Below are 15,103 nucleotides of genomic sequence, written 5' to 3' on the forward strand. Positions count from 1 at the left end.
CGTCCCCACCGCCCACCAACGCGGCGCTGCTGCGCCAGATCCTGGCGCTGGCCGCGCCCACCACCGCGCTGTCGATGCTGCAGGTGGTGGCCCAGGTGGTCGAGACCTGGCTGGCCGCACGCCAGGGCACGGCGGCGCTGGCGGGCTGGGCGGTGATGCTGCCCTTCGGGCTGCTGCTGCAGCAGATGTCCACCGGCGCCATGGGCGGCGGCGTGGTGTCGGCGGTGGCGCGGGCGCTGGGCGGGCAGCGGCGCGACGAGGCGGCGGCGCTGGTCACCCACGCGCTGATCATCGCCACCGGCTTCGGTGCGGTGTTTGCCATCGGTGTCACCGCCGCGGCGCCGCACCTGCTGCAGGCCGTGGCGGGGGCTGAATCGGCGCGCCTGGCCTCGCCCTACGCGGCCTGGGTGTTCGGTGCCGGCGCGCTGCCGGCCTGGTGGGGCAACACGCTGGCGTCGGTGCTGCGCGGCGGCGGCCGCCATGCGCTGGCGGCCCGCGTGCTGGCACTCAGCTGGGGCGCGCTGCCGGTGCTGGCCTGGCTGCTGGCCGAGCCAGCCGGCCTGGGGCTCACCGGCGTGGGCATCGCCTTCGCGGCCTCGTCCTGGACGGCCGCCGGGGCCATGGCCTGGCTGGTGCGCCGGGGCGATGCCGGCTTCATGCCGCGCTGGCGGCTGCAGCCGTCGCGGGCGCTGTTCGCCCGCATCCTGGCCGTCGGCGCGCTGGCCTCGGCGCTGGCGCTGGTGGCCAACATGACCACGGTGCTGGTCACCGCGCAGCTGCGCCACCACGGGCCGGCCACGGTGGCGGCCTACGGCATCGCGGCGCGGCTGGAGTTTCTGGTCATCCCGGTGGCCTTCGGCATCGGCTCGGCGCTGACGGCGCTGGTGGGCCGGCTGGTGGGCGCCGGCGACTGGGCCACCGCGCGGCGCATCGCCTGGCTGGGCGGCGGCGCCGCCTTCGTGCTGACCGGCGGCCTGGGGCTTACTGTGGCCGCCTTTGCGCTGGGCTTTGCCAGCCTGTTCACCCACGACCCGGTGATCGCCGGCATCGCCGCCAGCGCGCTGCGCTGGACCGGCCTGGCCTTCGGCGGCTTCGGCCTGGGCATGGCGATGTACTTTGCGTCGCTGGGGGCGGGCCGCATGCGCTGGCCGGTGGTGGCGGGGCTGTCTCGGCTGACCATCGCGGTGGGCGGCGGCTGGTGGCTGGCCAACGTGGCGGGCCTGGGCGCCGAGGGCAACTTCATCGGCGTGGCGCTGGGCATCACGGCCTACGGCGTGGCCGCGGCGGCCGGCGTGCGACCGGGCGTGTGGCACGGCCGGCGCTGAACACCGCCCAAGACGACACCCGCGGCCACGCCCGCATTCCGCGACGGCACACCGCCGCGATTGCACTGCCGCACGGGCGTTATTCCACGCTTCAACCGCAGCGGCAGGGGCCGATAGTGCTGTCGTGCGGCCTGTGTGCGCCAGCTCGACCCCGTCGGAGCCGGCCCGCCCGGGCACCCCCGATCGACCCACGACCCTGGAGCTGCCCATGAAACACCTGTTTGCCACCGCTGTCGTCGCCTTCGCCGCCCTGGCCTCCTCGCCGCTGGCGCTGGCCAATGACTACGCCGACCTGCGTCCCAAGCTGAGCGCCGCGCGCGAATCGCTGGTGACCATGCTCACCAACAAGGACAAGCGTGGCGCCGACCACCAGAAGGTGGTGAAGGACACCGCCGACGCCGTCAGTGCCCACCTTGCCAAGATGAAGGCGCCGGCTGGCAAGGACGCGCAGTTCAAGGAACTGGTGGACACCTGGAACGCCTTCAAGAAGACCCGCGAGGTCGACCTGGTGCCGGCCATCCTGGCAGGCAAGGACGACGAGGCGCGCAAGATCGCCGGCGGCGTGCAGAAGGAGCGCATCACCAAGTGCCAGCAACTGGTGGGCGAACTGGGCGGTTGACCCGGCGCCGGCCCGGCCCCGCGCACGATCCCCACTTCGGAGACACGCCATGAACCCCCTCGACCTGCGCATCGGCCCTCGCGTCGCCCTGGCCTTCGGCGCCGTGATCGTCATGATCATGCTGCTGGTGGCCGCGGTACAGCTCACGATGGCCCGCACCGCCGAGAACTCGGTGGAGATGGGCCGCGGCGTGGCCCTGCAGGCGCAGGCCTCCGAGACGCACCTGCTGGCCAAGGACAACGCGATCGCCGGCATGGTGTTCCTGGTGTCGTCGAGCGAGGAGCAGCAAAAGCGGCTGCTGCAGGAGATGCGCGACCGCGACCAGCGCATCGTGACGAACCTGGGCGCGCTGGAGAAGGCCCTGGCCGGCTCGGCCGAAGACGCCGCGCTGGTGGTCGACATCCGCAAGCGCCACGCCACCTACCAGGCCGGCGTCAAGCGCATCGTCGACATGGTGCAGGGCGGCAAGCAGACCGAGGCCACCTTTGCGGCCGACGAGGAGATGATCCCGATGCTGGCGCCCTTCCTGGCCGGCCTGGGCAAGCTCGACGCGCGCCAGGTGGCCCGGGTGCACGCCACCGAAGCCGCCAACGAACAACTGATCGGCTCGTCACAGTGGAAAACCATCGGCGCCGGGCTCGTCACCATGCTGCTGGCCGCCGCCACCGGGGGCTGGCTGGTGCTGGGCCTGACCCGGCCGCTGGCCCACGCGGTGGACATCGCCGAACGCGTGGCCGCCGGAGACCTGACCACCGAAACCGACGCCCGCGGCCGCGACGAGGTGGCGCAGTTGCTGCGCGCGCTGAACCGCATGAGCGGCAGCCTGTCGACGCTGGTGCAGCAGGTGCGCACCGCGGCCGACGGCATCGCCACCGGATCGCAGGAGATAGCCACCGGCAACGCCGACCTGTCGCAGCGCACCGAACTGCAGGCCTCGGCGCTGCAGCAGACCGCCTCGTCGATGTCGGATCTGGGCAGCGCCGTCACCCACAACGCCGACAACGCCCGCCAGGCCAACCAGTTTGCGCTAGGCGCCAGCACCGTCGCCGTCAAGGGCGGCGAGGTCGTCGGCCAGGTGGTCGAGACGATGAAGGGCATCCACCACAGCTCGCAGAAGATCGCCGACATCATCGGCGTGATCGACGGCATCGCCTTCCAGACCAACATCCTGGCGCTGAACGCCGCGGTGGAAGCCGCCCGTGCCGGCGAGCAAGGCCGCGGATTCGCGGTGGTGGCCGGCGAAGTGCGCGGCCTGGCCCAACGCAGCGCCGACGCGGCCCGCGAGATCAAGCAACTGATCTCGGCCAGCGTGGAGCAGGTGGAGCGCGGCAGCACGCTGGTCGACCAGGCCGGCGCAACGATGCACGAGATCGTCAGCTCGGTGAGCCGCGTCTCGGACATCATGAACGAGATCAACGCGGCCACCGGTGCCCAGAGCAACGGCGTGGCCCAGGTGAGCGAGGCGGTGTCGCGCATGGACCAGTCGACGCAGCAGAACGCCGCCCTGGTGGAACAGTCCGCCGCCGCCGCGGAAAGCCTCAACCAGCAGGCCCAGCGCCTGGTGCACGCGGTGTCGGTGTTCAAGCTCGGCGCCGGCTGAAGCCCTGCTCGGCGGACCGGGGTCTTACCTCGCGGCTGGAGCCATCTTCCTTGAAATCATTGGTCCGAAGAAACCAGGCACGTCACCGCCACCACGACGTTCAAGAAGAACTCCCAAATCGAACTCAACTGTTTTCCTTTGGAAGACACAAGGCCTCACCGGGCAGCGACGCGAAGCTCACTTCATCGTGCCCACTGCCTCCTGTGAGCATGACTTGGCGACGACTTGCAACCAATTCTGGCGTGGTGGGCACCTCACTGCCTCCCGCGATGCTGTTCGCACAAGTTCGTAGTCCATCGTCCGTGAGGCAGAGCAACTCCACGCGCCCAATCTTCCGGCTTGAACGTAACCACTCTTTGTCATTGAGCCAGTACCCGACTGCGCGAGGGCTCATCAGTTTGCTCAGGACGTCTCGTCTCATCTCGGCCTCTGTCAGTCGGTCCACATTCCCTTGTGCAAGGTGAAATGCCGCGATGGTTCGCGCACGTCCTTGCTCCGTAAGCGGATTCTCGTACTGGCGTGGTGCAAAGAATGTCGGCATGGCTGGAGCAGTTGAGTGTGAGGCCAAACGTTTGAGTTCAGCGGCTGCCGAATGCAGTCCGCTGGACAGAATACGAAGGCACTTCCCCAATCCAGTCACGGTGTCGAGGCACCAAGATTGACGTGCGGGTTGTCAATCTGGAACTTGGAAAGGGGAAGCCCATGTCGGAGATTACACGTGCGCCGAGCGTTCGGGTAGGCGTCTCTGCCACAGCGCTCATGGCGCTATGCGTCTGAACCAGTCACGCATCGTCTGCTTTACGCGTGCAATTTCCTCTTCCGGAATTGGATACATGTGGCAGATCGTGTTTCGAAGATGTCCGATCAGCCGAGCCTGCTGTACTAGCGCGCGATCGCGGACGAGATCCTCAAAGTCATCTTTCCAGCAATGTTCAATCACCCGCAACAGTTGCGGGTATGTCATCAGTGCGGCTTTCCCCCGGGAACCAAGCGCCATCCAGCTCTTCGAGTCCTCGGTTTCTTCAAGCTTCGTCAACTCGGTCTGTACATCAGGTGGAAGCTTCGGCCACCAATCTACCTTCCCGTCTTGAGACAGCACGCCGATGACAAACTCTCGAAGATAGCGCTCAAAAACGAAGAAGAGCTTGTAGGCCTCTGCTGCATCAATAGCGAGCCCCACTTCCTCCGGCATCGTCGCAGCCAGGTCGTGAGATGAGGCGATCTTGAGCGGTTCGGGTGGCACTAGTCCTGGAACGGCTCTCATCTCCCTGGAGGCAGACTGCCCTAGCATCAGGAACAGCGCCAAGCGTTGCTCGTTCACGGACGAAACGCCTTGCGTAGTGCGTTGAAGATGTTCAGGTAGGTCTCCTCCGTGGCATTCGCCGGAAGATGAACCTGGATGTTGTAGTGGAAGTCTGGTCGTAGGGCCCCAAAGTGTGAAGGCTTCTCAATGGGCAAGGGCGAGGCCTCCGCACTCGCTGCGTCAGCCGGCTTAGGAGAAGGGTCTAATTTGCTCTTCTTGGTGAAGTCGGCGACGCGACAGAGAGCTGTGAAAGTACCGGCAATCTTGTTGGTCATGCTGGAGTCAGAGCCAGCGACCTGTGCAATCAAGCCCTTGAGCTCAGCCGAAGCGAGACTGTGGGCGTTCTCATTGGCAGCGTATAGCCCCTCGTAGGCACGTTGGACTGCAGCCGCGATTGCCCCAGGAGCGACTGCGGCGTTCTTCAGACTCCCGTATTCCGAGGTCGGACGTCCGGCTTGATCCAGGAAGCCAAGCGCTTTGAGAAGAGAGATTAGTTCGCGGTCGCCGCTGCTGCTTAAGCCGAGGGTCTCAGCGAGGTACTTCTGCGTGAAGTTCTCTGGCTGCTTCGCTGCTTCAATGCGCTGGAACAGTTCTCCTACGTTCTTGTAGCTGGAAAGGTAGGGTAGGTCTGCGGCCAATCTCTTCTCCCTTGGTGTCGGTCATGCTTAGTCTATTGCTTTGAGGTACGGACGGCGAAGGACGTGAGCGCATAGGCAGCCGAAGGCCGCGAGTCGAGCTTCGGATGAGTGGCAGCAGTGCGCGATTGAGACGCCTAACAGGCCGTTGAAATACCAATCGACCGCGCCCGCGTGTTGAGCGAGGATCGTGTCCGAGTCTGTCGAGGAGTGAGCTGCCGATGCGCGGAGCCGACTGCTACAACGAGAGCCTGTTCACGACGGTGCGGCTGGAGGACTTTGTCCCGGCCAACCACCCGTTGCGCCCGATCCGCACCTGGGTCAACGACGCGCTGTCGACAATGGACGCCAAGTTCTCGGCCATGTACGAGGCCGACGTCAAGGGCGGACGCCCCAGCATCGCGCCTGGGAAGCTGATGCGGGCGATGCTGCTGCAGGTGCTCTACAGCGTGCGCAGCGAACGGCAACTCGTCGAGCAGATCCAGTACAACCTGCTGTTCCGCTGGTTCGTCGGTCTGGCCATCGAGGACAGCGTGTGGAACCACTCGGTGTTCAGCAAGAACCGCGACCGCCTGATCGAGCACGACGCGGTCACCGACCTGTTCAACGCCACCGTGGAGATGGCCGACCGGCGCGGGCTGCTGTCGGGCGAGCACTTCAGCGTGGACGGCACGCTGATCCAAGCCTGGGCCGGCCACAAGAGCCTGCGGCGCAAGGACGGGTCGGACGACGGCAAGCCGCCGGAGGACTGGCGTGGCGAGCCCCGCAGCAACGACACCCACGAGTCCACCACCGACCCCGAGTCGCGGCTGTACCGCAAGAGCAACGTGGCCCCTGCGCTGCCAAGCTTCCAGGGCCACGTGCTCACCGACAACCGGCACGGCCTGGTCGTCAACGTGAAGGCCAGCACCGCGGACGGCACGTCCGAGCGGGAGGTGGCCGCGCAGATGCTGGCCGACGTGGCCAAGCCCGGCAAGCGCGTCACCGTCGGGGCCGACAAGGCCTACGACACCAAGAGCTTCGTCAAGGCGTGCCGCGACCTCAACGTCACCCCGCACGTCGCACAGAACACCAACCGTCGCGGCGGCAGCGCGATCGACGAGCGCACCACGCGTCATCCGGGATACGAGGTCAGCCAGCGTCGGCGCAAACGCATCGAGCAGTGCTTCGGCTGGGGAAAGGTCATCGGTCCGATCCGGCAGGTGATGGTGCGAGGACTGGATAAGGTCGATCAGGTTCTGACCCTCACCATGGCGGCCTACAACCTCACGCGACTGCGCAGCTTGGCCAACTTGCGCCCGCGATGCGCCCAATGAGCGAAAGAAGCGTCCAAATGACCACCTCGAACCCCTCGAATCGCGATCGGCAAACCCGAAGTGGTCGAGATCGCCGAGTTGGCGGCACTGGATGACCTCGGGCCGCTGCAAGACGGAGGGAAGGTGCATGGTCATGTGCAGTTCTTCAACTGCCTGTTGGCCACATTTAGCGACCGGAATAGCAAGGGCCCCACTAGGGGGCCCTTTGTTGAGTGGCTGGAGGGATCCAACCGCAGTTGCCTAGGCTAGTTACTCGAACCCGTCCTGTTATCGGACGTCCAATCCCAGTCCATACTCATGTTTGCCTTTCTTCACATCAGACTCGGGGTGGTAGTGCTTCGTGAACACCTTACGGAAGCCACTAAGCGAGTGCTGCGCGCTCACTGTGAGGTAGAGGAACTGTCCCTCTGTCACACACTTCGCCCGCAGATCAACCGGCGCCCCGATACGCACGGCATACTGTGCCTCTTTGTCCTTCTTGTCGAACTTGCCGACTTCAAACACCTTGCTCTTTATGAGGGGCAGAAGGTCATTCGTCAAGACCACCCCCCCGTGAACGGACTTCGGGGTGATCAACGTTAGTTCGAACTCTAGATGGGTAAGCGCCCACCTGCTCTTGTTGATGATCTTGAAGGCGAAGATGTGATCGCCGTTCTTGCTTTGGTCCGCGATGAACTGCGAGAACTCAATCTTTGGCCGCAGACTGTAGAGAGCCCACAGGAAGATCATAGAGGCTATGACGCTTCCTACTACACCGATGAGTAAACTCTCCAGCATCCGGCACTCCTCCCCAGGAACGACGATATGCACATGTTACCAGTTGCGTCGCGTCAGGGTGTACGGTCTCGCGGGTGATTCCCGGAGGAGCCATAGCGTGCTTCCGTGGGGACTACCTGTTGTCGACACGCCAAACACTGGCGTATCCGGATGCGCCTGCATGGCGCCGGGGGGTCGGCGGCGTCGGCCGGCCCGTCGGCTCTTGCGCATTTGCGGTCGGAACGTTGTGCTGAGAACGATCACAGCGACGGTTGACCACGCCCTACCCACACCTTTCCCTGCCTTCGGCACCCGTTCACCTGCTCGATCAGGCTTGCGTGCGGGTTCGACACCTTCATGGCACCTCACGCAAAGGGCAGGCCCACTGCCATGACGCGTTGCGTGGTCGGCGGCCATGCCGATGCGAACGATGCACACACGCCAAGGGCCTTGCAGACCGCGAATCCGCGGGAGGTGTGGATGGGGCGTGTCGACCGAGGCCAAGCACCGGCCCGCCACGCTCACGCGGCCTCGTCGTAGCCCGGTTGCCCCGGCAGCAGCACGCCGCGGATGCGGCCATCGGCATCCAGCCTCAGGCGCGGGTGCAGGGGCGGCAACGCCCGCTGCGCGGCCGCATGCGACAACAGAGCCTGCACGCCCGCGTTGGCGAAGGGCTGCAACGAGTCCACCGTGCGCACGGTGGCGAACTCCATCGGAAAGTCGCCGCGCCCGTGCGCGGCCAGCGCCGCCGGCGGGTGCACCCAGGCCAGCGTGGTGGTCTCGCCGGCATCCACCTCGGGCACCTGGCCCGCGGGGGCGAGCACCACGAAGAACAGCGTGTCGAAGCGCTTGGGCAGCCCGATGGGCGTGACCCAGTGGCTCCACGGCTGCAAGGCGCTGGTGGCCAGGGGCAGACCGGCCGAGCCGGCCAGCGCGGCCAGCGACTCGCCGGCGTGCAGGCGGGCCCGCAGCGGCGCCCAGTCGCCATCGGCCGGCAGGTGGTGCTCGGGCGCGCCCAGCCACAGGCCGCATTCCTCGAAGCACTCGCGCAGCGCTGCCACGGCGTAGGCCAGGGCCTGCTCGCCGACCTGGGTGACCTCGCCGATGCGGCGCCGCAGCGCCTCGGCCGGCTCGTCGCAGGCGGCGGCATGCACCGGCGAGCCATCGACCGCGTCCACCGCGCCACCGGGAAAGACATAGGCCCCCGGCATGAAGCTCGCCTGCAGCGAGCGACGAACCATCAGCACCTCCAGGCCCGGCGCGCCGTCGCGCAGGATCAGCGTGGTGGCGGCCGGCCGAGGCGTGACGGCGGCCACGGCCAGGGGCGCCTGGCGCTTGGGGGGTGCTTCTTGGGAGGTCATGGCGGCCTGGGGCTGTCGTTCGGGCCCCCAGCGTAGCGCGTCGGCCGGCGTCGGCGAAATCGGCTTCGCCACCCAGGCCGGCCTGGCCCCCGAAAACGAAACGCAGTTCGCCGACACCCCGCCGAAAGGCCGCTTTTCAGGGTCTGCGGACATGGCACGGCCCCTGCAATGCACCGACTGTGCAGGCCACCCCGCCGGGGTTCCCGGGCCTGCCGCCCGGAGCCTCGCATGCACCACCGCCGCCTCGTCGACCACCAGCCACAGATCGCCGCCTTCGCCGGCCCTGCGAGCGATGGCGTGGGGACGGCGACAGGCGCAACGACAGGTGCCGCGACGAGCCCGCAGGTGCCGCTGGGCCTGGCCGCTGAACTGCTGGACGTGCTCGACACCGGCCAGGCCGAGGCCTGGCTGGTGCAGCTGATCGACCGCACCCGCCCGGGCATCGCCCAGCCGGCGTCTCGGGCCCTGGGGCGGCTGCTGGCGCCGGTGGCCCGCCGCCTGCTGGCCGGCCCGGCCGGTGCGGCGCACGGCCAGGCCACGCCGGCCTTGGCGGGCCGGGTGTTCGGGCTCGAGCTCGAAGGCCTGAGCCCCGAGGACCAGGCCTTCGAACTGGCCCGTCAGTTCGTTCGCTATGCCCGGGCTGCGGCGCAGCAGGCGGCGCGGCTGCCCTTGGGCACCACGGCCCACGACCGTGCCTGGCGCGCCGCCACCGCGGCCTCACGGCGCCTGGCCCCCGGCCTGCTGCCCTGGCTGGGCGGCACGGCCCACACGGTGCACACGGCCCGTACGGCCGATTTGGCGGAGGGCCGCCGGGGTGGCCCCCGCACCGCCTTCGATTCCCCACCCGGCCGCGATGGCGCGCCGGAACCGTTCCACCCAAGCAAGGAGCTTGTCATGCACGACATCGATCGCACCCAGATGGAATTCGGCTCGGAAGTGCCGGGTTTCGAGGCCGAGCAGTACGAATACGCCGAAGGCGAATGGGGCCAGGAGGGCGGCGCGCTGCTGAGCGAGGCCGACGAATTCGAACTGGCCAGCGAACTGCTGGGCGTGGCCAGCGAGGACGAACTCGACCAGTTCCTCGGCGGCCTGATCAAGAAGGTGGCGCGCGGCGCCGGCAAGCTGATCCGCTCGCCGATCGGCCAGGCCGTCGGCGGCGTGCTCAAGGGCGTGGCCAAGAAGGCGCTGCCGCTGGCCGGCGGCGCGCTGGGCGGCATGGTCGGCGGCCCGCTGGGCGCCAAGATCGGCAGCGGCCTGGCCTCGGCCGCGGGCGGTGCGCTGGGCCTCGAAGCCGAGGCCATGTCGCAGGAAGACCAGGAATTCGAAGGCGCCAAGCAGTTCGTCCGGCTGGCCGCCGACACCGTGGCCAAGGCCGCGTCGGCCGCGCCGTCGGCCGACCCGCGCGCTGTGGCCCAGGCCGCCGCCGTCAGCGCCGCGCGCCAGCTGGCGCCGGGGCTGCTGAAGTCCGCCGGCTCGGCGCTGGGCCAGGGCGGCGCGGGCGGCCGCGGCCAGGCTGGCCAAGGCGGCCGTTGGGCCCGCCGCGGCAACACCATCGTGCTGTACGGCGCCTGATCGGCCGGCTTTGCGCGTCGACGTCTGACACCATCAATGAGCGTCCGATGACACCGTTTGCCGCCTGGATGCTGGGGCAGGAAGCGCGCGCGCTGCTCACGCGGCTGGCGCGCGTCAAGCCCTTCGCGCTGGTCGAGGCCATGCCGCCCGCGGCCAACCTGCTGCCGCCGGCGCAGGTGGCCATCGAGCGCCACCTGGCCGTCGGCCGCCGAGACCTCGACCGGGCGGTGCGGGCCTTCATCGGCTGGCTGCATTGCCACGGGCCGGCCGCCAGCGCCGAGCAGGCGCAGCGCCGCTTCACGCTGCTGCGGCTGCAGTTCAATGCCGCACTCACCCAGTTCGACCTGTTCAGCGACGTCATCACGCAGCGCAGCGAGCACGAATCGGGCGTGTGGCTGTCGGGCCTGGACGTGGTGGCCGCCGATGCACTGGCGCTGCCGGGCGGCTTCTACGAGGTGCCGCCGATCGTCTGCTACCTGGACCGCGGCGCCGGCGCCGCCATCCGGCGCGCCCGCACGCGGCTGCCCGGCGGCGGCGACAACCCGGTGGCGGTGATCCGCGTGCCGCGCGAGCGCATGGTGGGCGCGGGCATCGCCTCGTCGCTGGTGCACGAGGTGGGCCACCAGGGCGCCGCGCTGCTGGACCTGGTGGCCTCGCTGCGGCCCGTGCTGCAGGCGCTGCAGGCCCGCGGCGGCCCCGACCAGGCCGCGTGGCGCCTGTGGGAGCGCTGGATCTCGGAGATCGTGGCCGACTTCTGGGCCGTCGCCCGCGTGGGCATCGCCTCCACGCAGGGGCTGATGGCGGTGGTGAGCCTGCCGCGCGCCTTCGTCTTTCGCGTGGATGTGGACGACCCGCACCCCGCGCCGTGGATCCGCGTGCTGCTCAGCTGCGCCATCGGCCAGGCGCTGTACCCACACCCGCAATGGGCCCGCTTCTCGGCGCTGTGGTCGGATTTCTATCCGCCGCGCGGGCTGGACGCGCCGCGCCTGGCGCTGTTCGACAGCCTGCGCGCCACCATGCCGGCTTTCGTGGCCTTGGTGGCGGCGCACCGGCCGCGCCGGCTGCGCGGGCACAGCCTGGCCGAGGTGCTGGCCACCGCCGACCGCCAGCCGGCGCGCCTGGCGCGGCTGTTCCGCGGCTGGTCGGCCGCGCCGCAGGTGATGTACGAGGCCGCGCCATCGCTGGTCTTCGCGGTGCTGGGCCAGGCCCGCGCCGACGGCCAGTTGAGCCCGGAGGACGAAAGCACGCTGATGGCCAAGCTGCTCACCCACTGGGCCCTGGCCAGCACCCTGGCCGGCGCGGCGCGCTGCGCGCACGCCAACAGGCCTGAATCCCGATCGACAGTCCACTGAAGGAGAACCTCATGGCAAGCAAGAACCCTGTTCAAAGCACCCCCCGCCCCGGCTCGGTCACCGTGTCGGTGATCGACGCGGGCGGCCTCGGCGGACCGCTGGGCGGCGCCTTCGTCAGCCTGTACCGGCGGCCCGACGCGGCCACGGCCAAGTTCGACGCCAAGGCCTGGAAGACCGACGACACGCTGTGGGTGGCCACCGCGCGCACCGACGCACGCGGCCAGGTGGCCTTCGACGACCTGGCGCCCGACCACTACGTGGTGTTCTACGAGCACCACCCCTTGACCTCGCCGCACCCCGTCGAGGTGGGCCCCGGCTGCAATGAGTCGGTGTGCCTGAGGCCCATCCTGGCGGTGGGCCGGCGCAGCGAGATCATCGGCCCCGACTGCCGCACCAGCGCCTGCCTGCGGCCGCGCACCGGCGACACGGTGCACACCTGGATCGAGTTCGACGGCCACCGCGGCATCGAGTTGAAGGACCGTGTCGAACTGGTGCTGCCGCCCGGCGCGGTGCGCGACGACGACGACAAGTTCGCCTTCACCAAGCGCATCACCGTGGCCGGACCGCAGGCCATGCAGGCGTCGCTGCGCTTCGACACCCTGCGCACGCCGCCCGGCGTCGCCGCCAGTGCCCCCACCGGCGCGCTGACCGGCGACCTGCGCGCCGAGTACAACCTGGCCTCGGCGCTGGCCACCACCGCCGACGAGCCCGTGCCCACGCCGGTGACCGGCAACCTGAACATCGCGCTCGACCGAAGCCAGACCGAGCCCACGGCCGACCTGAAGCTGTGGATGGCCATCCGCGCCAGCACCGAGTCGCTGTCGTTCACCCACTACGCCAACTTCATGGAGTCGCTGTTCTGCGGCAAGGCCGACGGCCACTCGCGCAGCGACGAGCGTGCGGCCTTCGGCAGCCTTCTGGGCCGGCGCTTCCTGCCCTTCACCGACACCGATGCCTACCGCGTGATGAAAGCGGCCACCGAGGCCTTCGTGATGGTCAACTGCGGCGTCTTCGCCGACGACGGCTCGCTGCGCGGCGACCCCGCCGTGCTGGCCGACCTGGAGAGCTACCTCGACCGCCGCGACCTGCCGCGGCCCGGCGCCTTCCCCTACCTGGAGCGGGTGGACAACGTGCCGATGCTGCCCTACCTGGCCATCCTGCGCCGCAAGCTGCCCGACGTGCCGATCGTCGCGCCGGCGCGCGGCCGGCAGATCGAGGTCGACGTGTGCGACGGCTTCATCGAGGCCAAGCTGCGCAACCCCTGCCTGCTCGAGCTGATCTGGTCTTACTGGCACGAGGAGGGCATGCAGGTGCAGGGCATGAACGCGGTGACGCGGCGCTTCCAGAACCTGCGCGGCCCGGTGCAGCCCGACCCGCTGGCCAACCTCGAGGTGCACCCGCTGCGGCCGCTGAGCCAGCTGCTGTGGGGCTACATCCAGGACGAGCAGCACCGCCTGACGGTCGCGCGGCGCAACGCCGAGTACGACCACCACTACGGCCTGCGGCTCGAAGGCCGCGCGGTGCAGGGTTTTCTGCCGGCGGATTCGCGCTCGAAGTTCCTCGAGGCCTTCCACCACCTGCTGCAGCTGTGCACGGTGTTCTACAAGCAGGACGACGACACCACCGTGAAGGCCGACGCCTTCGGCGTGCTCAATGCGCTGAAGGAGGTGCACCTGATCCTGTCGCAGGGCGCGCACAGCCAGTTCGCCGACCTGCCGGCCACCTCGCGCACCGAGTTGCTGATGCAGCAGTGGCTGTACTCGCGGGCCGAGTTCCGCGAGTTTCTGCCGACGCGGGCGATGGTGGCCTACCCCGAACCGTGGATGGACCGCGTCGATGCGCTGAAGACGCTGTTCCGCTGGACCGACACCAGCGTCATCCACTTCCACAACCTGGCAGTGTTTGGCGAGCAGCTGCTGCTGGCCATCCGCTACGGCGCGTGGAGCACGGTGTTCGAGCCCACGCAGGCCTTCAACTTCGCGCGCTTCTGGCGGCCGCAGATCCAGGGCTACGTGCACGCCTACCGCGCCGCCACCGGCGTGGTGCTGAGCGCCGAACGGATCGACGCCGGCGTCGACGCGACGCTGCCGTCGGTGCTGCTGCAGCGGCGCCTGTCCGCCCAGCGACGGAGCGTGTGACGTGGCGCCGTCATGCCCGACTTCACGTCCGCGCTCTACCTGGGGATGCACCATGCGAGCGACGCGCTGCCGCCCTGGCGCCGGCTCACCACGGGTCGGCCGGCCGCCCTGGCCGAGCCGCCCGGCGCCGCCGCTGTCGCCCAGGGCCTGGCGGCGCTGGCCGGCTCCGAGGCCGGCACGCTGCTGCCGTCGACCTTCCACCTGTTCTGGGACCTGCTCGGCGTGCTGAGCCGGCACGAACCGATCGAGATCTTCATGGACGCCGCCACCTACCCGATCGCCCGCTGGGGCGCCGAGCACTGGGCCGGCCGGGGCGTGCCGCTGCAGCGCTTCGGGCCGCACGATGCGTCGTCGCTGGCCGCATTGCTGACACGCCAAAGGCGCGTCCGGCCCTGGCGCCGCCCGGTGGTGCTGAGCGACGCGCTGAACCCCGGTGGCCGCAGCCAGCCGCCGCTGGCCGACTACGCCGCGCTGGCCCGGCGCCATGGCGGCTGGCTGCTGCTGGACGACACGCAGGGCCTGGGCGTGCTGGGTGCCGACGCCGGCCCGGCGGCGCCCTACGGCCGCGGCGGCGGTGGCTCGCTCGCCCGCTGGGGCCTGGGCGGCGCGCCGGTGCTGCTGGGCGCGTCGCTGGCCAAGGGCTTCGGCGTGCCGGTGGCGCTGCTGGCCGGGCCGCGCGCAGTGGTGCAGCGCTTCGAGGCCGACAGCGCCAGCCGCGAGCACATGAGCCCGCCGTCGCAGGCGGTGATCCAGGCGGCCAGCGCGGCGCTGGCCACCAACCGGCGCTGTGGCGATGCCTTGCGCCTGCGCCTGTGGCAGGCCGTGCAGCGGCTGCGCGCCGGCCTGGCCCGGCTGGGGCTGGCCGCCCCGGGCACCGACTTGCCGGTGCAGACGCTGGCGCTGCCGCCCGGCACCGACGTGCCTCGGCTGCACGCGCGGCTGCTGCGCGCCGGGCTGGCCACCGTGCCGCACCGCGACCGCGGCGCTGGCGGCCGCATCAGCCTGATCGTCACGGCCCGGCACGGCCCCACCGACATCGACCAGGCGCTGGCCGTCCTGGCCCGCACCGTGACCGCGCGGCCGCATGCCGACGCGGCCTGTTCCCTCACCCCAACCAGGAGATGAC

At 69.5% G+C, this 15,103-nt stretch carries 12 protein-coding genes; 8 read left to right on the plus strand and 4 right to left on the minus strand.

The window, feature by feature from the left end; genetic code table 11:
- The 3 genes from EOINJALH_RS04490 to EOINJALH_RS33280 all read left to right on the plus strand — a co-directional run.
- The coding region (locus EOINJALH_RS04490) for an MATE family efflux transporter (RefSeq protein WP_199873144.1) at positions 1-1,325 on the plus strand (1,325 nt) is incomplete at its 5' end.
- 208 nt (positions 1,326-1,533) lie between these two features.
- A complete protein-coding gene (locus tag EOINJALH_RS04495; protein WP_088279122.1) occupies positions 1,534-1,944 on the plus strand; it encodes a hypothetical protein in 411 nt (136 codons plus the stop codon).
- A gap of 49 nt (positions 1,945-1,993) precedes the next feature.
- Complete coding sequence (locus EOINJALH_RS33280) at positions 1,994-3,544, plus strand: methyl-accepting chemotaxis protein (RefSeq protein WP_088279123.1); 1,551 nt, start codon at positions 1,994-1,996, stop codon at positions 3,542-3,544.
- Between the two features lie 757 nt (positions 3,545-4,301).
- On the opposite strand, the gene EOINJALH_RS31040 is transcribed toward EOINJALH_RS33280, so the two are convergent.
- On the minus strand, positions 4,302-4,865 hold the full coding sequence (locus EOINJALH_RS31040) for a Swt1 family HEPN domain-containing protein (protein WP_144289863.1): 564 nt from the start codon (positions 4,863-4,865) through the stop codon (positions 4,302-4,304).
- Complete coding sequence (locus EOINJALH_RS31045) at positions 4,862-5,485, minus strand: DUF5343 domain-containing protein (protein WP_144289864.1); 624 nt, start codon at positions 5,483-5,485, stop codon at positions 4,862-4,864. The genes EOINJALH_RS31040 and EOINJALH_RS31045 overlap by 4 nt, the downstream gene beginning before the upstream one ends.
- Before the next feature lie 218 nt (positions 5,486-5,703).
- Here EOINJALH_RS31045 and EOINJALH_RS04505 point away from each other — a divergent pair, with 218 nt between their 5' ends.
- A complete protein-coding gene (locus EOINJALH_RS04505) occupies positions 5,704-6,798 on the plus strand; it encodes an IS5 family transposase (protein ID WP_088279124.1) in 1,095 nt (364 codons plus the stop codon).
- Between the two features lie 267 nt (positions 6,799-7,065).
- Here the strand turns inward: EOINJALH_RS04505 and EOINJALH_RS04510 are convergent, their stop codons facing one another.
- Positions 7,066-7,575, minus strand: a complete 510-nt coding sequence (locus EOINJALH_RS04510; protein ID WP_144289865.1) for a hypothetical protein — start codon at positions 7,573-7,575, stop codon at positions 7,066-7,068.
- Positions 7,576-8,075: 500 nt separating this feature from the next.
- A complete protein-coding gene (locus EOINJALH_RS04515) occupies positions 8,076-8,915 on the minus strand; it encodes an NUDIX domain-containing protein (RefSeq protein WP_088279126.1) in 840 nt (279 codons plus the stop codon).
- Positions 8,916-9,143: 228 nt separating this feature from the next.
- On the opposite strand from EOINJALH_RS04515, the gene EOINJALH_RS32110 reads away from it, so the two are divergent.
- The 4 genes from EOINJALH_RS32110 to EOINJALH_RS04535 are packed head-to-tail and all read left to right on the plus strand — an operon-like array spanning position 9,144 to position 15,102.
- Positions 9,144-10,487 (plus strand): hypothetical protein, encoded by a 1,344-nt coding sequence (locus EOINJALH_RS32110; RefSeq protein WP_199873145.1) that lies wholly within the window; start codon positions 9,144-9,146, stop codon positions 10,485-10,487.
- Positions 10,488-10,534: 47 nt separating this feature from the next.
- Positions 10,535-11,839, plus strand: coding sequence for a hypothetical protein (locus EOINJALH_RS04525; protein WP_088279127.1), 1,305 nt, complete (start codon positions 10,535-10,537; stop codon positions 11,837-11,839).
- 11 nt (positions 11,840-11,850) lie between these two features.
- The gene (locus EOINJALH_RS04530; RefSeq protein ID WP_088279128.1) at positions 11,851-13,977 is read left to right on the plus strand and encodes an 8-amino-7-oxononanoate synthase; all 2,127 of its coding nucleotides are present in this window, start codon (positions 11,851-11,853) and stop codon (positions 13,975-13,977) included.
- Between the two features lie 12 nt (positions 13,978-13,989).
- Positions 13,990-15,102, plus strand: a complete 1,113-nt coding sequence (locus EOINJALH_RS04535; protein WP_088279129.1) for an aminotransferase class I/II-fold pyridoxal phosphate-dependent enzyme — start codon at positions 13,990-13,992, stop codon at positions 15,100-15,102.
- Position 15,103 lies beyond the last annotated feature (1 nt).

Source organism: Ideonella sp. A 288 (assembly GCF_002198735.1).
GTDB lineage: Bacteria > Pseudomonadota > Gammaproteobacteria > Burkholderiales > Burkholderiaceae_C > Pseudaquabacterium.

Coding starts and splice junctions, on each gene's coding strand:
- EOINJALH_RS04495 (WP_088279122.1), top strand. CDS start 1,534: ATGAAACACCTGTTTGCCACCGCTGTCGTCGCCTTCGCCGCCCTGGCC.
- EOINJALH_RS33280 (WP_088279123.1), top strand. CDS start 1,994: ATGAACCCCCTCGACCTGCGCATCGGCCCTCGCGTCGCCCTGGCCTTC.
- EOINJALH_RS04505 (WP_088279124.1), top strand. CDS start 5,704: ATGCGCGGAGCCGACTGCTACAACGAGAGCCTGTTCACGACGGTGCGG.
- EOINJALH_RS04510 (WP_144289865.1), bottom strand. CDS start 7,575: ATGCTGGAGAGTTTACTCATCGGTGTAGTAGGAAGCGTCATAGCCTCT.
- EOINJALH_RS04515 (WP_088279126.1), bottom strand. CDS start 8,915: ATGACCTCCCAAGAAGCACCCCCCAAGCGCCAGGCGCCCCTGGCCGTG.
- EOINJALH_RS32110 (WP_199873145.1), top strand. CDS start 9,144: ATGCACCACCGCCGCCTCGTCGACCACCAGCCACAGATCGCCGCCTTC.
- EOINJALH_RS04525 (WP_088279127.1), top strand. CDS start 10,535: ATGACACCGTTTGCCGCCTGGATGCTGGGGCAGGAAGCGCGCGCGCTG.
- EOINJALH_RS04530 (WP_088279128.1), top strand. CDS start 11,851: ATGGCAAGCAAGAACCCTGTTCAAAGCACCCCCCGCCCCGGCTCGGTC.
- EOINJALH_RS04535 (WP_088279129.1), top strand. CDS start 13,990: ATGCCCGACTTCACGTCCGCGCTCTACCTGGGGATGCACCATGCGAGC.